Origin of the sequence: Variovorax paradoxus (assembly GCF_009498455.1) — a bacterium.
Taxonomy (GTDB): domain Bacteria; phylum Pseudomonadota; class Gammaproteobacteria; order Burkholderiales; family Burkholderiaceae_C; genus Variovorax; species Variovorax paradoxus_H.
The window spans coordinates 1808550-1826929 of record NZ_CP045644.1; the positions used below are offsets into that span (position 1 = coordinate 1808550).

The 18380-nt window shown below is 69.4% G+C and carries 18 protein-coding genes; 14 read left to right on the plus strand and 4 right to left on the minus strand.

Annotated elements, in window-relative coordinates; genetic code table 11:
* Positions 1 to 93 precede the first annotated feature (93 nt).
* The 5 genes from GFK26_RS08190 to pyrF are packed head-to-tail and all read left to right on the plus strand — an operon-like array spanning position 94 to position 4007.
* Positions 94 to 1068, plus strand: coding sequence for a DMT family transporter (locus tag GFK26_RS08190; RefSeq protein ID WP_228121945.1), 975 nt, complete (start codon positions 94 to 96; stop codon positions 1066 to 1068).
* The gene (gene tsaB / locus GFK26_RS08195; RefSeq protein ID WP_153281565.1) at positions 1061 to 1768 is read left to right on the plus strand and encodes a tRNA (adenosine(37)-N6)-threonylcarbamoyltransferase complex dimerization subunit type 1 TsaB; all 708 of its coding nucleotides are present in this window, start codon (positions 1061 to 1063) and stop codon (positions 1766 to 1768) included. The genes GFK26_RS08190 and tsaB overlap by 8 nt, the downstream gene beginning before the upstream one ends.
* Positions 1765 to 2307: a ribosomal protein S18-alanine N-acetyltransferase gene (gene rimI / locus GFK26_RS08200; protein WP_099793929.1), complete on the plus strand. Its 543-nt coding sequence runs from the start codon at positions 1765 to 1767 to the stop codon at positions 2305 to 2307. The genes tsaB and rimI overlap by 4 nt, the downstream gene beginning before the upstream one ends.
* The gene (locus tag GFK26_RS08205) at positions 2304 to 3149 is read left to right on the plus strand and encodes a uracil-DNA glycosylase family protein (protein WP_153281566.1); all 846 of its coding nucleotides are present in this window, start codon (positions 2304 to 2306) and stop codon (positions 3147 to 3149) included. The genes rimI and GFK26_RS08205 overlap by 4 nt, the downstream gene beginning before the upstream one ends.
* Before the next feature lie 33 nt (positions 3150 to 3182).
* Positions 3183 to 4007, plus strand: a complete 825-nt coding sequence (gene pyrF, locus GFK26_RS08210) for an orotidine-5'-phosphate decarboxylase (protein WP_056577070.1) — start codon at positions 3183 to 3185, stop codon at positions 4005 to 4007.
* On the opposite strand, the gene GFK26_RS08215 is transcribed toward pyrF, so the two are convergent.
* The gene (locus GFK26_RS08215; RefSeq protein WP_099793925.1) at positions 4004 to 4738 is read right to left on the minus strand and encodes a helix-turn-helix domain-containing protein; all 735 of its coding nucleotides are present in this window, start codon (positions 4736 to 4738) and stop codon (positions 4004 to 4006) included. The two genes, pyrF and GFK26_RS08215, sit on opposite strands and share 4 nt — an antisense overlap.
* Positions 4739 to 4878: 140 nt before the next feature.
* On the opposite strand from GFK26_RS08215, the gene GFK26_RS08220 reads away from it, so the two are divergent.
* The 6 genes from GFK26_RS08220 to GFK26_RS08245 all read left to right on the plus strand — a co-directional run bounded on the left by GFK26_RS08220 (position 4879) and on the right by GFK26_RS08245 (position 10829).
* The gene (locus GFK26_RS08220) at positions 4879 to 5736 is read left to right on the plus strand and encodes a hypothetical protein (RefSeq protein WP_153281567.1); all 858 of its coding nucleotides are present in this window, start codon (positions 4879 to 4881) and stop codon (positions 5734 to 5736) included.
* Between the two features lie 62 nt (positions 5737 to 5798).
* Positions 5799 to 7754 (plus strand): MFS transporter, encoded by a 1956-nt coding sequence (locus GFK26_RS08225; protein WP_153281568.1) that lies wholly within the window; start codon positions 5799 to 5801, stop codon positions 7752 to 7754.
* A 206-nt stretch (positions 7755 to 7960) separates the two neighbouring features.
* Positions 7961 to 8407, plus strand: coding sequence for a hypothetical protein (locus tag GFK26_RS08230; RefSeq protein WP_228122056.1), 447 nt, complete (start codon positions 7961 to 7963; stop codon positions 8405 to 8407).
* A complete protein-coding gene (locus GFK26_RS08235; RefSeq protein ID WP_153281569.1) occupies positions 8404 to 9204 on the plus strand; it encodes a DUF2145 domain-containing protein in 801 nt (266 codons plus the stop codon). Before GFK26_RS08230 ends, GFK26_RS08235 begins: the two co-directional genes overlap by 4 nt.
* A gap of 43 nt (positions 9205 to 9247) precedes the next feature.
* Positions 9248 to 10360 carry a serine endopeptidase gene (locus GFK26_RS08240; RefSeq protein ID WP_153281570.1) on the plus strand — a complete coding sequence of 371 codons (1113 nt, stop codon included), beginning with the start codon at positions 9248 to 9250 and terminating at the stop codon, positions 10358 to 10360.
* 91 nt (positions 10361 to 10451) lie between these two features.
* Complete coding sequence (locus tag GFK26_RS08245; protein WP_153281571.1) at positions 10452 to 10829, plus strand: DUF3597 domain-containing protein; 378 nt, start codon at positions 10452 to 10454, stop codon at positions 10827 to 10829.
* A 72-nt stretch (positions 10830 to 10901) separates the two neighbouring features.
* On the opposite strand, the gene GFK26_RS08250 is transcribed toward GFK26_RS08245, so the two are convergent.
* From GFK26_RS08250 to queA, 3 genes are read right to left on the minus strand one after another with little or no spacing between them, the layout of a single operon-like run.
* Entirely contained in the window at positions 10902 to 11687 is a 786-nt protein-coding gene (locus GFK26_RS08250; RefSeq protein WP_153281572.1) for an SDR family NAD(P)-dependent oxidoreductase, read from the minus strand.
* 36 nt (positions 11688 to 11723) lie between these two features.
* The gene (gene tgt, locus GFK26_RS08255) at positions 11724 to 12896 is read right to left on the minus strand and encodes a tRNA guanosine(34) transglycosylase Tgt (protein WP_153281573.1); all 1173 of its coding nucleotides are present in this window, start codon (positions 12894 to 12896) and stop codon (positions 11724 to 11726) included.
* 8 nt (positions 12897 to 12904) lie between these two features.
* On the minus strand, positions 12905 to 13948 hold the full coding sequence (gene queA, locus GFK26_RS08260) for a tRNA preQ1(34) S-adenosylmethionine ribosyltransferase-isomerase QueA (protein WP_153281574.1): 1044 nt from the start codon (positions 13946 to 13948) through the stop codon (positions 12905 to 12907).
* Positions 13949 to 14085: 137 nt separating this feature from the next.
* On the opposite strand from queA, the gene GFK26_RS08265 reads away from it, so the two are divergent.
* Genes GFK26_RS08265 through recG form a run of 3 tightly spaced genes read left to right on the plus strand, consistent with a single transcriptional unit; the run spans position 14086 to position 18376 of the window.
* Positions 14086 to 14763 carry a DUF4166 domain-containing protein gene (locus GFK26_RS08265; protein WP_153281575.1) on the plus strand — a complete coding sequence of 226 codons (678 nt, stop codon included), beginning with the start codon at positions 14086 to 14088 and terminating at the stop codon, positions 14761 to 14763.
* Positions 14760 to 16250 (plus strand): TIGR01777 family oxidoreductase, encoded by a 1491-nt coding sequence (locus GFK26_RS08270; protein ID WP_153281576.1) that lies wholly within the window; start codon positions 14760 to 14762, stop codon positions 16248 to 16250. Before GFK26_RS08265 ends, GFK26_RS08270 begins: the two co-directional genes overlap by 4 nt.
* Positions 16251 to 16261: 11 nt before the next feature.
* A complete protein-coding gene (gene recG, locus GFK26_RS08275) occupies positions 16262 to 18376 on the plus strand; it encodes an ATP-dependent DNA helicase RecG (protein ID WP_228121946.1) in 2115 nt (704 codons plus the stop codon).
* Positions 18377 to 18380: the final 4 nt, after the last annotated feature.

The window sequence follows — 18380 nt, forward strand, 5'->3', positions numbered from 1 at the left end:
CGCCCCGCCCCTGCGCGGCCGAGGTCCGCCCTCGATAATGGCGGGATGCCCGCCGCGCCCCCGCAGACCTCCCCGCCCCTCCTGTCTCCCCGCATGCTCGGCATCGGCGCGGCCGTGGTCACCGTCGTGGTCTGGACCGCCTTCATCCTCATCGCGCGCGCCTCGGCCGCACGTTCGCTCACGCCCTTCGACCTCGCCTTTGCGCGCGTCTGCGGCGCCAGCCTGGTGCTGGTGCCCTGGGGCGCGTGGCTGGCGACGAAGCACCGCGGCGCGGTGTCGTCGTTCTTCGGCCTGTCGCCGCTGTCGCTGCGCGTGACGGCCACGGCCGGCATCTTCGGCGGCGTGGCCTACGCGCTCATCGCGTACAGCGGCTTCTTCTTTGCGCCGGCCGGCCATGCCGCCGTGCTGATGCCCGGCAGCCTGCCGCTGTGGACCACGCTGCTGGCCGCGCTGGTGCTGCGCGACCGCATCACGCCCACGCGCGCCATCGGCCTGGCGATGATCGTCGCGGGCGACCTCGTGGTCGGCGGGCGCAGCCTGCTGCATGCCTTCGAGGGCGGCGAGGTCTGGAAGGGCGACCTGATGTTCATGGGCGCCGCCTTCTGCTGGGCCTGCTACAGCATCGTGGCGCGCCGCCACGGCCTGGACGCGGTGCGCGCGACCATCGCCATCACCGTGTTCGCGCTCATGACCTATGTGCCGGTCTACACATTGCTCGTGGCCTCGGGCGCGGTCGTGAGCCACATCGGCAGCGCGCCGTGGGGCGAGGTCGCGTTCCAGATGGCCTTCCAGGGCCTCGGCTCGGTGGTGATCTCGGGCATCACCTTCACCAAAATGATCCAGCACTTCGGCCCCGTGCGCACCACCATGATCACGGCGCTGGTGCCGGGCCTGTCGGCCTTCGGCGCGGTGCTGTGGCTGGGCGAACCGATGCACTGGAGCCTGATCGCCGGGCTTGCGCTGGTGACGGCCGGCATCCTGTTCGGCGTGCGCAAGGCCGCGGCCGTGCGTGCGGCGCCGGTCTGCCCGACGCCGTGCCCGGCAGGAATGGGGCGTCCGAATGTCTGACAAGTTGCTGGCCTTCGACACGAGCACCGAGCACCTGTCGGTTGCGGTGCGCCACGGCGACCGCGTGCTGGCGCACAGCGGCGTGGGCGGCGCGCAGGCGTCGAGCACGCTGCTGCCGCTGATCCGCCAGCTGCTCGCCGACGCGGGGCTCGTGCTGGCCGAACTCGACGCCATCGTCTTCGGGCGCGGCCCGGGCTCCTTCACCGGCCTGCGCACCGCCTGCTCGGTGGCGCAGGGCCTGGCCTTCGGCGCCAAGGTGCCGCTGCTGCCGGTCGACACCCTGCTGGCCGTGGCCGACGAGGCGCGCCATGCCTTCGGCGCGCAGCGCGTGGTGGCCGTGCTCGATGCGCGCATGGACCAGCTCTACGCCGCGCACTACGACTTCGACACCGCCGGCCCGTTCGGCGGCGACCCCGAGCCGCTGCTGCTCGCCCCCGAGGCGCTCGAGGTGCCGGCCGGCTGGGCGCTCGCCGGCAACGCCTTCACCGCCTACGGCCCGCGCCTGGCGCCCGCCACGGCCCGCCACGAGGTGCTGCCCACGGCCGCCGCCATGCTGCGGCTGGCGCCCGCGTTGCTCGCGGCCGGACGCACCGTGCCCGCCGCGCAGGCCTGGCCGCTCTATGTTCGCGATAAAGTGGCGCAAACCACTGAGGAACGCGCCGCCATCAAGGCTGCTGCCGTTCCGCCGAACCCCGCATGAGCGCTGTCCTCCAGTCCGTCGAAGCCCGCCTTGAACCGCTCACCGTCGAGCGGATCGACGCCGTGTGCGCGGTCGAGCAGACGGCCTACACGCACCCCTGGACGCGCGCCAACTTCACCGATTCGATGGCCGTGGGCTACCACTGCCAGTGCCTGCTGGCGCCCGGCGTGGCGGCGGGTGTCGAATCGCCCTGCACCAGCCTGGGCGAAACGCTCATCGGCTACTTCGTCGCCATGAAGGGCGTCGACGAGGTGCACCTGCTCAACATCACCGTGGCGCCGGCTTTCCAGCGCCAGGGCTGGGCGCCGCTCATGCTCGAAGCGCTGGCCGGCTGGTCGCGCGGCGAGGGCGCGCTGTGGCTGTGGCTCGAGGTGCGCGAAAGCAACCGGCGCGCGCTCGACATCTACCTGCGGCAAGGCTTTCGCAGCGTCGGCGTGCGCAAGGGCTACTACCCGGCGTTCGACGGCAAGCGTGAAGACGCGGTCGTCATGAGCATGCGCCTCAACGAAACAGGCTCCGCCTGGGGAGCTTTGCGATGACGGACACCGCCGCTGTACACACCCTGCGCCTGGACGCGCGCCAGCGCGCCATGCTCGACGAGATGGGCGTGAAGGTCTGGTGGCCCGTGCCGCCGGAACCCGAGATCGAAGTCGAAGCCGAGCCGGAGGCTCCGGTGGCCGCTGATTCCGGCATGCCCGACATGCCCGAAGGCCCGCCGCTGGAGCTCGACGATCGCGATCAGTCCTACGACGCGCCCCCGCCGCCGTCCTCGCCGCGCCCGGCACCGGCGCCCGTCGCCCGCCCCGTGGCTGCCCCGGCACCGCGTCCCGTCGCGGCACCGCCCGTGGCGCAAGGCGCCGCCGTGCTGGTCGAAGCGCCCTGCCGCCTGTACGCCGACAAGGCCGATGCCACGGCGCCGGTGCAGGGCGGCTGGCTGGTCGTGGCCGACATGCCGCCCGAGGCCGACGGCCGCCACGGCGAGCCTTTCGCAGGCGATGCCGGCCGCCTGCTCGACAACATGCTGCGCGCGCTGAAGCTGCACGACGGCCGCACGCCCGTGCACCTGATGCGCACGCACCGCGGCGTGGCCGCCGGCCAGCCCGGCAGTCCGCAACCGATCGACGTGGCCTTCGACGCCCACGCGGCGGCGCTGGCGCCGTGCGTCGTGCTGGCGATGGGCCCGCTGGCTGCGCAGAGCCTCATGCAAAGCCGCGATCCGCTGGGCAAGCTGCGCGGTCGCGCCGTGCCGCTGGCGTCGGCGAACGGCGTGCCGGTGGTCGCCACGTACCACCCCGCCTACCTGCTGCGCAACCCGGCCGACAAGGCCCGCGCCTGGGCCGACCTGTGCCTGGCGGCAGAGCAGGCCACCCCCACGGCCTGAGGCCTGCGGGCGGGGTCCGTAAAATCGGGCCCCATGACTTTCCTCGACAAGCTGGCCGCCGCACAGCAAACCAACGGTTCGTTGCTCTGCGTGGGCCTCGACCCGGAGCCCGCCAAATTCCCGGGGGCGTACAAGGGCGACGCCAGCCGCATCTATGACTTCTGCGCGCGCATCGTCGACGCGACGGCCGACCTGGTCATCGCCTTCAAGCCCCAGATCGCCTACTTCGCCGCCCACCGCGCCGAAGACCAGCTCGAACGCCTGATGGAGCACATGCGCCGCAACGCGCCCCATGTGCCCACCATCCTCGACGCCAAGCGCGGCGACATCGGCTCCACCGCCGAGCAGTACGCACTCGAAGCCTTCGAGCGCTACGGCGCCGACGCCGTGACCCTGTCGCCCTTCATGGGCTTCGACTCGGTCGCGCCCTACCTCAAGCACGAAGGCAAGGGCGCCTTCCTGCTGTGCCGCACCAGCAACCCCGGCGGTTCCGACCTGCAGGGCCAGCGGCTCGCGAGCGTCGAGGGCCAGCCCTTCCTGTACGAGCACGTCGCCCGTCTGGCGCAGGGCCCATGGAACCTCAACGGCCAGCTCGGTCTCGTGGTGGGCGCCACCTACCCGGCCGAGATCGAGCGCGTGCGCGAACTCGCGCCGACGGTGCCGCTCTTGATCCCGGGCGTCGGTGCCCAGGGCGGCGACGCGGTCGCCACGGTGCGCGCCGGCTGGCGCGCCGATGCGCCGATCATCGTGAACTCGTCGCGGGCGATCATCTATGCCTCGTCGGGCGAAGACTTCGCCGACGCGGCGAAGAACGCCGCGCGCACCACGCGCGACGCGCTCGAAGCCGCCAAGCCTTAGTTTCTGCGGAGTCGAGTGAACGCCTCGAACTCCCAATTGCGCATGCCCAGCAGCAGGGTGTAGCCCTCGCGGTCCTTGGCCGACAGTTTCTGGTCGGTCTGGTGCTGCTGCGCAAAGTCTTGCGCCACGCGCTGCAAGCGCTCCAGGAAGGCCGGCGCCAATGACCGGCTGATCGAGCCGTGCACCAGCAGCAGGCCTTCGGCCGGGCCGTCGAAGCCGCCCTTGTAGTAATCGAGCACCACGTTCTCGCGGAAGAACTCCATCACCGGGCCGTGCGGGCGCCAGCGGAAGGTTTTCGCGAGCTTCAGGCGATACCGGTTGAGCGGACGCAGCTCGATGATGCCGATGCGGTCCAGCTGCGCCAGGCAGCCGATGCACTCGGGCTCGGTGATCCGGTACGACGCCACGATCTGCTCCAGCGTCCACTGGCTCAGCACGCTGATCGCCACCAGCAGCAGCTTCTTGTCCTTGACCACGGCTTTTTCCTGCTCGTGCGTCAGCTCCTTCAGCAGCGGCTGGGCGTCGGCCACGCGCCGCGCCAACTCGGCGAAATCGATCTTCAGGGCGCGGCAGATCGCGTCGACGCGCGACAGCGGCATGTCGCTCTTGGCCAGCATGCGCTTGACGCTGGACTCCGCCATGTCCAGCGACCGGGCCAGGTCGGCATACGTCATGCGGGCGCTTTTGAGTTCGTTCTTGAGGGCCTGGACCAGGTCGACGGTGGTACTCATGTAGGTGGCAGTGCGGGTTGAAGGTATAGAAAAAGGATACCGAAGGGTGTGAAATAGTGCCTCGTATCGATTCTCGATGCCTGGGGGAGGGCTGGCAACTAAATTCCACCCGCCAGACACCACCCCCACCGAGGAACGCCATGCTTTTGCCCACCCTGACACGCCGCGAACGCGGACTGTTGTTCACCTTCGCGCTGCTCCTGCTCATCGCCTTCTTCGGCCCCGCGCTGCCGGCCGCCGACGTGGCGATCGCCTCGGTGTTCGCCGACAACCGGCCGCTGCTGCACCTGCCCAACGCGATGGACGTGCTGAGCAACCTGCCGTTCCTGGCGATCGGCTGCCTGGGGCTGTACCGGCTCAACCGCATCGACCGTTCGCACCAGGAGGCGCTGGCCGGGTTCCCGCTGGCACCGCCCGCCAACGACCCGCCCGACAACACGCTGGACTGCGCCTGGCTGTTCTTCGCCGGCCTGATCGCCACCGCCGCGGGCTCGGCCTTTTATCACCTGCTGCCCGACGCGCCCCGCCTCGCCGCCGACCGCGCCGGCATGGCCGTGGCCTTCGCGGGCCTGATCGGCATCGCCGTCTGCGAGCGCGTCAGCCAGCGCGCCGGCTGGCCGGCCGCCTGGTTCGTGCTTACGGCCGGCCTGCTGGCGGCCGAGGTCTGCCAGGAAACCGGCAACGTGCTGCCCTGGGCGCTGGTGCAGTTCGGCGGCATGGCGGTGGTGCTCACGCTGGCGCTGGCCACGCCGATGCGCGGCGCCGTCGGGCTCAAGCTGGGCTGGGTGATCGCGTTCTACGCGGTGGCCAAGGCCTTCGAGCTGGGCGACCACGCCATCTACGAAGCCACCGGCCACCTCGTGTCGGGCCACACGCTCAAGCACCTGGTGGCGTCGCTGGCCGGCCTGCCCGTGCTGATGGCGCTGAACCGCCTCGAAAAGGGCTGGCGCGCCACCCTGCTGCGGCACAATCCCGACCCTGCCGCCGTCGCGGCATGACGCGGCCTGACCACGGGAACGCCGTGGCGCAACGGTAGAAGACAAAGAGGAGATTGCATCGCATGACAACCCCCGCCGCCGCCGCGCCCGCGCCCGTGGTTCATGAGGCCAACGCCCACGCCAACCAGTTCGCGCTGCTCGGCCAGCGACGCTTCGCACCCTTCTTCTGGACCCAGTTCGCGGGGGCCGCGAACGACAACCTCTTCAAGTTCGCCTTCACCGTCATGGTGACCTACCAGCTGCAGCTCAGCTGGATGCCGCCCGCGATGGCGGGGCTGGTGATCGGTGCGCTGTTCATCCTGCCGTTTTTGCTGTTCTCGGCCACGGCCGGGCAGCTGACCGACAAGTTCGACAAGACGAAGATGATCCGCTTCGTCAAGAACCTCGAGATCGCGATCATGGTGATCGCCGCCTGGGGCTTCGTGCGCGCCGACGCGGTGGTGCTGCTGGCCTGCGTGTTCCTCATGGGGCTGCACTCCACGCTGTTCGGGCCGGTCAAGTTCGCCTACCTGCCGCAGGTGCTCGACTCGCGCGAGCTCACGGGCGGCAACGGCATGGTCGAGATGGGCACCTTCGTTGCCATCCTGCTGGGCCAGGTGGCGGGCGGGTTGCTGGTGGCAATGCCGCAGATCGGCCACACCACGGTGGCCGTGGCCTGCCTGCTGCTCGCGCTGGTGGGGCGCGGCGTGGCGCAGGCCATTCCGCCCGCGCCGGCCACCGACCCGAGCCTGGTCATCAACTGGAATCCCTTCAGCGAAACCTGGCGCAACCTGATGCTGGCGCGCGAGAACATCGTGGTGTTCCGCTCGCTGCTCGGCATCTCGTGGATGTGGTTCTTCGGCGCGGTGTTCCTGAGCCAGTTCCCGAGCTTCGCGAAAGAAGTGCTGCATGGCGACGAGCAGGTGGCTTCGCTGCTGCTGGTGGTGTTCTCGGTGGGCATCGGCGTGGGCTCGCTGCTGTGCGAGACGCTGAGCCGCCGTCAGGTCGAGATCGGCCTCGTGCCGCTGGGCGCCATCGGCATGAGCGTGTTCGCCATCGACCTGTACTTTGCCTCGCGCGCCTTGCCGCCTTCCGCCGGCATGGGCCTGGGCGCCTTCGTGAACCAGGCCGCGCACTGGCGCGTGATGGCCGACCTCGCGCTGCTGTCGCTCTTCGCGGGCCTGTACAGCGTGCCGATGTATGCACTGATCCAGCTGCGCAGCCAGCCCACGCACCGCGCGCGGATCATCGCGGCGAACAACATCCTCAACGCGCTCTTCATGATCGGCAGCTCGGTGCTGGCGGGCGCGCTGCTGGGCGCGGGCTTCACCATTCCGCAGATCTTTTTGTTCACCGGCATCGCCAATGCGGTGGTGGCGTTCTACATCTTCATGCTGGTGCCCGAGTACCTGCTGCGCTTCGTGGCCTGGGTGCTGTCGCGCTTCGTGTACCGCTTCGACATCAAGGACGACCAGCACATTCCCACCGAAGGCGCCGCCGTGCTGGTGTGCAACCACGTGAGCTTCATCGACGCGGTGCTGCTGATGGCCGCGAGCCCGCGGCCCATCCGTTTCATCATGGACCACCGCATCTTCAAGGTGCCGGTGCTCGGCTGGCTGTTCAAGCTGGCCAAGGCCATTCCGATCGCGCCGCAGAAGGAAGACCCGGCCGCGTACGAGGCGGCCTTTGCAAAAGCCATCGGCGTGCTGCGCGAGGGCGACCTGCTCGCGATCTTCCCCGAAGGCGCGATCACGCGCGACGGCGAGCTGCAGCCCTTCAAGGGCGGCGTGATGAAGATCCTTGAAGGCGCGCGCGCCGAAGGCATCGAGCCCCCGGTGATTCCGATGGCGCTGACCAACCTCTGGGGCTCGTACTTCAGCCGCATCGAACTGCGCGGCGGCCAGCAGGTTGCCATGGCCAAGCCCTTCCGCCGCGGCTTCTTCAGCCGCGTGGGCCTGCGCGTCGGCCACCCCGTGCCGCCGCAGGAAGTGCAGCCGGAGACGCTGCGCCAGCGTGTGGCGGGCCTGCTGACGACTTGAGGCGCGCGAAAGTATCTCGTCGGGATACTGCGGGAGGACAGCGCCGCAACTGGTTGAAGTATCCGAGCCCCGCGGCGTGAAGGCGAACCATCATTCGCTCACCTTCACTGCGCCGCGAGGCCTTCATGCAACCCCTCTCATCCCCCACCGTTTCGATCGTCCAGCGCGGCCTTCCGGCTTCGCGCAAGACCACCCTGACGCAGTCGATGGCCGCGCTGGCCTTCGCCGTCTGCGCCGCGTTCGCGGGTGTGGCGACGCCGCTGCCCGCACAGGCGCAGAGCGAGGCCTCGACCGCGTTGTCGCTGCTGCCTGTGGCCTCGGTGGTCGGTGCTGCGTCTGTCGTCGGTGCATCGGCCACCGCGGTGGTCGCCGTGCCTGCGGCGCTGTCGGTGGGCGGTTCGGTGCTCACGGTGATCGCGGTCGAGGCCTCGGTCGATGGCACCGTCTATCTGCTCGAGCGCGCCTCGGACGGCGCCCGCGCCAGCGTCAAGGTGATGGGGCGCGCCACCCGTGGCGTGTCGGTGGTCGCCGGCACGGCCGTGGTCGTGAGCGTGATCGGCACGGGCGTCGTGCTCTCGACCGCCGGCGAGGTGCTGGCCTTCGTGCCCAATGCGGTCGGCCGCGCACTGCTCCACAACGAAAGACTGTCGTGAAACCCGCCGTGCGCCCCGCGCTGCTGCTGGCATTCGCCATCGCAGCGGTGCTGCCGCTGCAGGCGAACGCCGGCCGCTCGTGCGAACAGGTCAAGCCGACGCCGGCGTTGATCGTCAAGGGCATGCAGCTGGCCGAGCGCACCTCGCAGCAGCTCGATGCGAGCGGCGCGCGCGTGGTCATCCTGGCGCGCGCCGGGCAGGACCTGGGCAAGTACGGCCTGCGCTATTCGCACCTGGGCATCGCCTACAAGACCGACGAGGGTCCGTGGCGCGTGGTGCACAAGCTCAACCACTGCGGCACGGCGGTGGCCGCGGTCTACCGGCAGGGGCTCGGCGAGTTCTTCCTCGACGACCTGTGGCGCTACGAGGCCGCGTGGTCCATGCCCACGCCCGCGGTGCAGGCGCAGCTGATGGCCGCGCTGCGCGAGCCCGATGCGCGCCTCGTGCGCCTGAACGCGGCGCCCTACAGCATCGTGAGCTACGCCTGGGGCCAGAAGTACCAGCAGTCGAACCAGTGGGCCCTCGAAACCCTGGCCGCCGCGATGGAGCCCGCCACCATCGGCACCCGCGCGCAGGCGCAGGCCTGGCTGCAGTTCAAGGGCTACGAGCCGACCACGCTGAACCTCGGCCCACTGACCCGCCTGGGCGGGCGCGTGGGCTCGGCCAACATCGCGTTCGACGATCATCCGAACGAGAAGCGGTTTTCGGACCGCATCGAGACCGTGACCGTCGACTCGGTGTTCAGTTGGCTGCCGCGCGCGGGCCTGGGTGCGGCGCCGGTCACACTCAAGCTCTGAGCCAAGAGACACAACGAAGAAAAGAAAGAACGAAGGAAAGACCATGAGCAAATCCCTGCGCCTGTCCGAAAAGTGGTTCCGCCGCGGCCTGTGGCTGGTGGCGTTCGTGTTCGCGAGCTTCCTGATCGGGCTGGGCAGCACGATCGTGGGCGACCTGCCGCAGGTCGAGCGCGTGCGCGTGCTCGACGACTTCATCGACAAGCCGGCGGCCGAGCCGCTGCGCGCCACCATCAAGGCGTCTGAAAAGGCCGAGGAGCAGGCTGCGCGCGACCTCGACCAGGCGCAGCTGCAGCTCAACACGGCGCAGCAGGCCAGCGCCAACGCGCGCGAGACCTTCGGCAACTGGATCGCCACGCGCCGCGCCACCGCGCAGCCCGACCAGGACACCGAGCTCATCGCGCGCACCAAGGCGCTCGACGCCTTCAAGCAGAAGGAAAACGCGGCGCAGCGCAAGGCCGATGCACAGCGCCAGATTGCGCTCGACGCGCGCCAGGCCGAGCAGCGTGCGCGCGAAGCCTTGAGCGTGCTGGAGCGCGCCGCGCAAGAGCGCCTGGACGCCGAATACCGCCGCATCGAGCTGCGCGTGTTCGCCTACCGGCTCGCGCTGACCCTGCCGCTGCTGCTGGTGGCCGGCTGGCTGTTCGTGAAGAAGCGCAAGAGCACCTACTGGCCGTTTGTGTGGGGCTTCATCTTCTTCGCGCTGTTCGCCTTCTTCGTCGAGCTGGTGCCCTACCTGCCGAGCTACGGCGGCTACGTGCGCTACGTGGTGGGCATCGTGCTCACGGTGCTGGTGGGGCGCTACGCCATCATTGCGCTCAACCGCTACCTGGCGCGCCAGAAGCTCGCCGAGCAGCAGCCCGACCAGGTGCGCCGCGAAGAGCTGAGCTACGACGTTGCGCTGGCACGCCTGGGCAAGAGCGTGTGCCCCGGCTGCGAACGGCCGGTCGACCTGAAGAACAACGAGATCGACTTCTGCCCGCACTGCGGCATCGGCCTGTTCGACCACTGCGGCCACTGCAGCACGCGCAAGAGCGCGTTCTCCAAGTTCTGCCACGCCTGCGGAACCGCCGCGACCACAACGCAGGCACCGCACACACCTGTGACCGGCACTGCGCAATCGGTCACGCCGGGCGCACCGGTTCAGCCGGCCACGTAGCGAAAGCGCCGCACGGTCGTGCTACAACCCCGGGCTGCGTCACGCAATGCCGTGCCGCGGGTTTTCCCATTCACTTTGACGGAGCACACCCATGAGCATTTTCGGCAAGATTTTTTCCAAGATTTTTCCGTCGGCCAACGCCGCTGAAGTCGTCGCCGCACCGCCGGCGGCTGCACCCGGCGCGCCGGCCGCTGTCGCACCGCCGGCTGCGATCCCGCTGGGCGACGTGCCCGCCGTCCTGGACGCGATGCCGGGTGCCGCCGGCCTGAACTGGCGCACCTCGATCGTCGACCTGCTCAAGTTGCTGGGCCTGGACAGCAGCCTCGCCGCGCGCAAGGAACTGGCCAGCGAAATTCTCTACAGCGACGGCGAACCGGGTTCGGCCGAATGGAACATCGGCCTGCACAAGCAGGTGATGACGCGCATCGCTGCCAACGGCGGCACGCTGCCAGCCGAACTGCGCGACTGATCCGTCCCGCCACCCACGCAGCAAAAAGCCCGGCACGCCGGGCTTTTTCTTTGGCGCGACCGTTGAAGCGCTTCAGGTCCAGCCTGCGTCCACAACATAGTCTTGCGCGGTGCACATGCGCGAATCGTCGGCCGCAAGAAACAGCGCCATCGCGGCGATGTCTTCCGCCATCACGCGCCCCGGCAGGCATTGCGCCGCATCGATCTCCGCGCCCGATTCGGGCTTCACCCACAGCTGGATCTGCCGCTCGGTCATCACCCAGCCCGGCACGATCGAGTTGACGCGGATGTTCGCCTTGCCCAGGTCGCGCGCCAAGGAGCGCGTGAGGCCGCGCGCGGCGGCCTTGCAGGCCTGGTACACCGGGTAGCCCTTGCCCTTGATCATCCAGCTGATCGAGCCGAAGTTGATGATCGAGCCGCCGCCCAGCGCGCGCATGTCATCGGCCACCGCCTGTGCGGCAAAGAACTGGTGCTTGAAGTTGACGGCCACGAGGCGGTCGAAGTCGTCGCTCGTCACGTCGGCCAGTTCGTGGCGCCGGTCGTTGGCCGCGTTGTTCAGCAGCACCGACACCGGCCCGAAGCGCTGGCGCACCGCGTCGATGGCAGCGGCGAGCGCGGCCGTGTCGGTCACGTCGCAGGGCACGAACAGCGCGGGGTCTGCGCCCTGCAGTTGCGCGGCGAGTGCATCGCCGGCGGCGGTGTCGAGGTCGCAGAAGCCGACCTTGGCGCCTTGTGCATGAAAGGCCCGCACCAGCGATTCGCCGATGCCGCTGGCGCCGCCCGAGATGAACACGGTGCGGCCGGCCAGCGAGGGGTAGCGGGCGGTGTAGACAGAAGCAGGAGCAGCGGCGGATGTCATGGCCGCAAGCCTACCCCAACACCGCCGCGCCGGCTGTCAGACGCCGCGTGCGCGGTCCGCCTTGAACTGTGCGCGGAACGCCGTGAAGGTGCCCGCGTCGAGCGCCGCGCGAATCTCCGTCATCAGGTTCAGGTAGTAGTGCAGGTTGTGGATCGTGCACAGCATCGGCCCGAGCATTTCGCCGCAGCGGTCGAGGTGATGCAGGTAGGCGCGGCTGAAGCCCTCGCGCCCGCCGTCGTTCCAGCTCACGCCCGAGGTGCCCGCGCAGGCATGGCAGGTGCAACTCGGGTCGACCGGCTGCGGGTCGCTCTTGTGGCGCGCGTTGCGCATCTTCAGGTCGCCGAAGCGCGTGAACATCGTGCCGTTGCGCGCATTGCGCGTGGGCATCACGCAGTCGAACATGTCGACGCCGTCGGCCACGCCCTGCACCAGGTCTTCGGGCGTGCCCACGCCCATCAGGTAGCGCGGCTTGTTCGCGGGCAGCCGGTGCGGCGTGTGGCCCATGATGTGCAGCATCTCTTCCTTGGGCTCGCCCACGCTCACGCCGCCGATGGCGTAGCCGGGGAAGTCCATGTCGACCAGCGCCGCGAGCGACTCTTCGCGCAGGTTCTCGAACATGCCGCCCTGCACGATGCCGAACAGCGCGTTGGGGTTTTCGAGCCGCGCAAATTCGCTTTGGCACCGCTTGGCCCAGCGCAGGCTCAGCTCCATCGAGATGCGCGCCTCGGCCTCGGTCGTGATGTGGCCCTTGGTGTCGTAGGGCGTGCACTCGTCGAACTGCATCACGATGTCGCTGTTCAGGATGGTCTGGATCTGCATCGAGACCTCGGGCGTGAGGAACAGCTTGTCGCCGTTGACGGGCGACGCGAACTTCACGCCCTCTTCGCTGATCTTGCGCATCGCACCCAGCGACCACACCTGGAAGCCGCCCGAGTCGGTGAGGATAGGCTTGTTCCACTTCTCGAACTGGTGCAGCCCGCCGAAGCTGGCCATGACGTCCAGCCCCGGGCGCATCCACAGGTGGAAGGTGTTGCCCAGGATGATCTGCGCGCCCATCTCTTCGAGGCTGCGCGGCATCACGCCCTTGACGGTGCCGTAGGTGCCCACGGGCATGAAGATCGGCGTCTGCACCTTGCCGTGGTTGAGCGTGAGCGTGGCGCGGCGCGCGTGGCTGTCGGGATCGGTCTTGAGGAGTTCGAAGTTCAGCATGATGTCGTTCAGTCCTGGGTCCGTGCGAGCAGCATGGCGTCGCCGTAGCTGAAGAAGCGGTATTGATGGGCAATGGCGTGGGCATACAGCGCCATCACGCGCTCATACCCCGCGAAGGCCGAGACCAGCATCATCAGCGTGCTCTTCGGCAAATGGAAGTTGGTCACCAGCACGTCGACGTGTTCGAAGGCGAAGCCCGGCGTGATGAAGATGCGCGTGTCGCCGGTGGCCTCGCCGCTTTTCGCCCACGACTCGAGCGTGCGCACCGTGGTCGTACCCACGGCAACGACGCGCCCGCCGCGTGCCTTGCATTCGGCAATGGCGCGCTGCGTGGCTTCGGGCACTTCGTAGCGCTCGGCGTGCATCGTGTGCTCGGCGATGTTCTCGGTCTTCACCGGCTGGAAGGTGCCGGCGCCCACGTGCAGCGTGACGCTGGCGCGCTGCACACCGCGCGCTTCGAGTTCGGCCAGCAGGCCTTCGTCGAAATGCAGTGCGGCCGTGGGCGCGGCCACGGCGCCGGGCACGCGCGCGAACACGGTCTGGTAGCGGCTCTCGTCGTCGGCCGAGTCGGTGTGCGTGATGTAGGGCGGCAGCGGCACGTGGCCGCAGCGCTGCATCAATGCATACGGGTCTTCGCCCGCGTCGCTCTCGAAGCCGAAGCGGAACAGCGCGCCGTCCTCCTCGGGCCAGCGGCCGAGCAGCGTGGCGCGAAAGCCGCCCACCATCTCGAGCGTGGTGCCGATGGGCGGCTTCTTGCTGACCTTCATGTGCGCGACCACCTCGTGGCCCTGCAGCACGCGCTCGACCAGCAGCTCGAGCTTGCCGCCGGTCGGCTTCTCGCCGAACAGGCGCGCCTTGACCACGCGCGTGTCGTTGAAGACCAGCAGGTCGCCCGCGCGCAGCAGCGAAGGCAGTGATTTGAAGATGCGGTCGACCGGGGCGTCGCCGGTGCCGTCGAGCAGACGGGAGGCGGTGCGTTCGATGGCCGGGTGTTGCGCCACCAGCTCGGGCGGCAGATGGAAATCGAAATCGGAAAGCGTGAAGGCGCGCATGGTGCTTGAGGGCCGGACGGGCCCGTGCCAAGGAGGCATGGGAAAGAGAAAAATGCGGAGAGCGGCGATTGTCCCATGGCCCGGAATCACAGCGCCGCGTGAGGGTCGGCCCGGGGTTGCCGAGGCAGAATCGACGCATGGTCGATTCTTCCGTCGCGCGCGTCACGCCAGCCCCCGCCCCTCCTTCCGAAGGCGAGCTCTTCAAGAAGATTTTGGGCGGCGCCTGGATGGGGCTGCACCCCGACATCCGCCGGCGCTTCGATAAGAACCCGCTGCCGGGCAAGGCGCTGCATTACCTGGGCGCGCTCAGCGAGCTGCGCTGCTCGCGCTTCGGCAAGCTCCTGGGCCACCTCACGCAGCCGATGATCCAGGGCGCGCTGATCCCCTACAGCGACAGCCACTTTCCGGTCGAGATCCAGGTCTACGCCCGGCCCGACGACCCGGCCATCTACAAGCAGCGCATCTACCGCCTGCACGGGCGCCAACCCATCCAGTTCACCAGCTTCATGCGCGAGAGCGAACGCGGCGAGGTGCTGGAGTACGTGGGCATGGGGCTGGGCATGAAGCTGGTGCTGAGCGTGGAAGCCAACGGCAGCCTGCATTTCCAGAGCGACGGTTATTTCTGGGAGCTGTTCGGCTGGCGCATTCCGCTGCCGGGCCTGTTCACGCCGGGCAAGACTTTTCTCTGGCACCACAACGAGACGCCCGAGCGCTTCAACATCCGCATCGAGATCCGCCACTGCCTCATGGGCACCACCTTCACGCAGGTCGGCGTGTTCGAAGAAGTGCCGGAGCCACAGGCGGTGTCCGCATGATCGACACGCACCTGCTGGCCCTGCAGCTCATGGCGGCGCAGGGCGCGCTGGGCGCCTTCGACACGCTCTACCACCACGAAGGCACCGAAGCCCTGCCGCGCCGCGGCACGGCGGGGCGCGAGCTGGCGATCCACGCGACGCGCTCGTCGATCTATTGCGCGCTGTTCCTCGGCCTGTCGGCGTGGGCCTGGCACGGTGCGTGGGCATGGGTGTTGCTCGCGGTGTTCGGCATCGAGATCGTGCTCACGCTGTGGGACTTCGTGGTGGAAGACGGCAGCCGCCTGTTGCCGCCCACCGAACGCGTGACGCACACGGTGCTGGCCATCAACGCCGGCGCGTTCATCGCGCTGCTGGCGATGAGCGCGGTCGGCTGGGCAGCACAACCGACGGCGATGGTGTGGCAGCCGCATGGCTGGCTCAGCGCCTTTCTCGCGCTGTGCGGCGTGGGCGTGGGCATCTCGGGCCTGCGCGACGGCTTCGCGGCGCGTGCGCTGTTCAAGCAACAGAAGCAGGCGCAAGCGCGCGACGCCCAGGCACCGGTGCACTTCGGCACGAAGCCGCAGCAGGTGCTGTTGACGGGCGGCACCGGCTTCATCGGCCAGATCCTCGTGCGCCACCTGCTGGCCGACGGCCACGCGGTGACGGTGTGGACGCGCGACGCGCGCGGCGCCGCCTGGGGCTTCGGCGGCGCGGTGCGCTGCGTGCAGTCGCTCGACCAGATCCCCGCCGCGGACGCCATCGACGTGGTCGTCAACCTCGCGGGCGCACGCATCCTCGGCCAGCGTTGGAGCGCGCGGCGCCAGCAGCAGCTGCTGCAAAGCCGCGAAGGCCTGACACAGCAACTCGTCGCGTGGATTGGCACGCGCCCGCGCAAGCCGTGGCTGCTGCTCTCGGGTTCCGCCATCGGCTACTACGGCGTGCAACCGCAGGGCGATGCCACCGAGCTCGCCGAAGACGCGCCGCCGCAGAACATCTTCATGTCGACGCTGTGCCAGCGCTGGGAGCAGGCCGCGCACACGGCCGTGGCGCACGGCGTGCGCGTGGCCTGCCTGCGCTTCGGCTTCGTGCTGGGCCACCAGGGCTCGCTGCCGCAGCTGCTGATGCCGGTGCAGCTCGGCATGGGCGGGCGCCTGGGCAGCGGGCGGCAGTGGCTGTCGTGGGTGCATGTGCACGACCTGATCCGCGCGATCGCGCATGTGTGGACCGTGACCGAGTCCGCCACCGACCCCGTCGCCGCGCAGGCCTTCAACGTCACCGCGCCGGGTGCGCTGGGCCAGGAAGCCTTCACCCGCGTCGCGGCCGGTGTGCTGCACCGCCCCTGCTGGATGCCCACGCCCGCCGCGCCCGTGAAGCTGCTGCTGGGCGAGCAGGCCGACCTGTTGCTCGAAGGCCAGCGCGTCGTGCCGGCGCAGCTGCTGCGCACCGGCTTCCAGTTCATGTTCCCCGATGCCCGCAGCGCCTTGACGGACCTTTGCCGTCCACGCTAGAAGCCTTGTCCGTGCCCGCCAAGAAAGAACCGACTCCCCCCGCCGCGCAGGCGCCGGCGCAACCGCCCGGCACCGGCCTGAGCCTCGTGCAGCGCGCGCTGCGCAAGCTCGGCCTCGTGCGCGACATCGACTTCGCGCTCTACCTGCCGATGCGCTACGAGGACGAGACGCGCATCGTGCGCCTGGCCGACACGCGCGACGGCGACATGGCGCAGGTCGAGGGCGTGGTCACCGAGTGCGAGGTGGTGTTCCGTCCGCGCCGTCAGCTCATCGCCACCATCGACGATGGCAGCGACACCTGCCAGCTGCGTTTTTTCAACTTCTATCCGTCGCAGCAGAAGCAGCTCGCGGTGGGCGCCAAGGTGCGCGTGCGCGGCGAGATGCGCGGCGGTTTCGTGGGGCGGCAGATCATGCACCCGACCGTCAAGGCGGCCGGCACGGCGCTGCCCAATGCGCTCACGCCGGTGTACTCGACCGTGGCCGGGCTCGCGCAGCCGGTGCTGCGGCGCGAGGTGCGCTCGGGCCTGGCGCGCGCGCTGCTCGACGAGACGATTCCGGTGCAGATCGGCCTGCGCGGTGCGTGGGACCTGCGCAGTGCGCTGAGCTTTTTGCACTACCCGACGCCCGACGTGTCGATCGCCGCGCTCGAAGACCACAGCCACCCGGCGTGGCAGCGCATCAAGGCGGAAGAACTGCTGGCGCAGCAGCTCTCGCAGTTGCAGGCGCGGCTGGAGCGCGCGGCGCAGCGTGCGCCCGTGCTGCCTTCGTCCGCCGAGCCGGTGGCGAGTTCACTGCACGCGCAGCTGCTCGCCGTGCTGCCCTTCGGCCTCACCGGTGCACAGCAGCGTGTGGGCGAGGAGATCACGGCCGACCTGCACCGGCAGATTCCGATGCATCGGCTGCTGCAGGGCGACGTGGGCTCGGGCAAGACCGTGGTGGCTGCGCTGGCGGCGGCGCGTGCCATCGACGCGGGTTTTCAGTGCGCGCTGATGGCGCCTACCGAAATCCTCGCGGCCCAGCACTTCGGCAAGCTGGTCGGCTGGCTCGATCCGCTGCTGGCCGAGCGCGGCCTGCGCGTGGCCTGGCTCACGGGCAGCCAGAAGAAGAAGGAGCGCGACGAGATGTCGGCCGCCGTCGAGAGCGGCGAGGCCGCGCTGGTCATCGGCACGCATGCGGTCATCTCGGAAAAGGTGCGCTTCAAGAAGCTCGCGCTGGCCATCATCGACGAGCAGCACCGCTTCGGCGTCGCGCAGCGCCTCGCGCTGCGCGGCAAGGCGAGCGGTGACCTCGAACCGCACTTGCTGATGATGAGCGCCACACCGATCCCACGCACGCTCGCGATGAGCTACTACGCCGACCTCGATGTGTCCACGCTCGACGAGCTGCCGCCCGGCCGCACGCCGATCGTCACCAAGCTGGTGGCCGACCACCGGCGCGACGAGGTCATCGACCGCATCCAGGCGCAGATCGCGCAGGGCCGGCAGGTCTACTGGGTCTGTCCGCTCATCGAGGAGAGCGAGGCGGTCGACCTGCGCAACGCCACCGAGACGCGCGACGAACTCGCTGGCACGCTGGGCGACCACATCCACGTCGGCCTGCTGCATTCGCGCATGCCCACGGCCGAGAAGCAGGTGGTGATGGCCGCGTTCACCGCGAACGAAATCCAGGTGCTCGTGAGCACGACCGTGATCGAAGTGGGCGTCGACGTGCCCAACGCCTCGCTGATGGTGATCGAGCATGCCGAGCGCTTCGGCCTCTCGCAACTGCACCAGCTGCGCGGGCGCGTGGGGCGCGGCGCGGCGGCCTCGGCCTGTGTGCTGCTCTATGCGCCGGGCGACAGCGGTCGCGTGGGCGAGGCGGCACGCGCGCGCCTCAAGGCCATGGCCGAGACCAGCGACGGTTTCGAGATCGCACGGCGCGACCTGGAGATTCGCGGGCCCGGCGAATTCCTGGGCGCGCGCCAGTCGGGCGCGCCGCTGCTGCGCTTTGCCGACCTTGCGACCGACACGCTGCTGCTCGACTGGGCGCGCGAGCTGGCGCCGGTGATGCTGCAGAAGCACCCCGAGCTGGCGCAACGCCACATCGATCGCTGGCTCGGCACCAAGGCCGAGTACCTCAAGGCCTGAGGTC

Bases quoted from the DNA above. Each gene is read 5' to 3' on its own strand.
- GFK26_RS08190 (WP_228121945.1), top strand. From the start codon at position 94: ATGCTCGGCATCGGCGCGGCCGTGGTCACCGTCGTGGTCTGGACCGCC.
- tsaB (WP_153281565.1), top strand. From the start codon at position 1,061: ATGTCTGACAAGTTGCTGGCCTTCGACACGAGCACCGAGCACCTGTCG.
- rimI (WP_099793929.1), top strand. From the start codon at position 1,765: ATGAGCGCTGTCCTCCAGTCCGTCGAAGCCCGCCTTGAACCGCTCACC.
- GFK26_RS08205 (WP_153281566.1), top strand. From the start codon at position 2,304: ATGACGGACACCGCCGCTGTACACACCCTGCGCCTGGACGCGCGCCAG.
- pyrF (WP_056577070.1), top strand. From the start codon at position 3,183: ATGACTTTCCTCGACAAGCTGGCCGCCGCACAGCAAACCAACGGTTCG.
- GFK26_RS08215 (WP_099793925.1), bottom strand. From the start codon at position 4,738: ATGAGTACCACCGTCGACCTGGTCCAGGCCCTCAAGAACGAACTCAAA.
- GFK26_RS08220 (WP_153281567.1), top strand. From the start codon at position 4,879: ATGCTTTTGCCCACCCTGACACGCCGCGAACGCGGACTGTTGTTCACC.
- GFK26_RS08225 (WP_153281568.1), top strand. From the start codon at position 5,799: ATGACAACCCCCGCCGCCGCCGCGCCCGCGCCCGTGGTTCATGAGGCC.
- GFK26_RS08230 (WP_228122056.1), top strand. From the start codon at position 7,961: ATGGCCGCGCTGGCCTTCGCCGTCTGCGCCGCGTTCGCGGGTGTGGCG.
- GFK26_RS08240 (WP_153281570.1), top strand. From the start codon at position 9,248: ATGAGCAAATCCCTGCGCCTGTCCGAAAAGTGGTTCCGCCGCGGCCTG.
- GFK26_RS08245 (WP_153281571.1), top strand. From the start codon at position 10,452: ATGAGCATTTTCGGCAAGATTTTTTCCAAGATTTTTCCGTCGGCCAAC.
- GFK26_RS08250 (WP_153281572.1), bottom strand. From the start codon at position 11,687: ATGACATCCGCCGCTGCTCCTGCTTCTGTCTACACCGCCCGCTACCCC.
- tgt (WP_153281573.1), bottom strand. From the start codon at position 12,896: ATGCTGAACTTCGAACTCCTCAAGACCGATCCCGACAGCCACGCGCGC.
- queA (WP_153281574.1), bottom strand. From the start codon at position 13,948: ATGCGCGCCTTCACGCTTTCCGATTTCGATTTCCATCTGCCGCCCGAG.
- GFK26_RS08265 (WP_153281575.1), top strand. From the start codon at position 14,086: ATGGTCGATTCTTCCGTCGCGCGCGTCACGCCAGCCCCCGCCCCTCCT.
- GFK26_RS08270 (WP_153281576.1), top strand. From the start codon at position 14,760: ATGATCGACACGCACCTGCTGGCCCTGCAGCTCATGGCGGCGCAGGGC.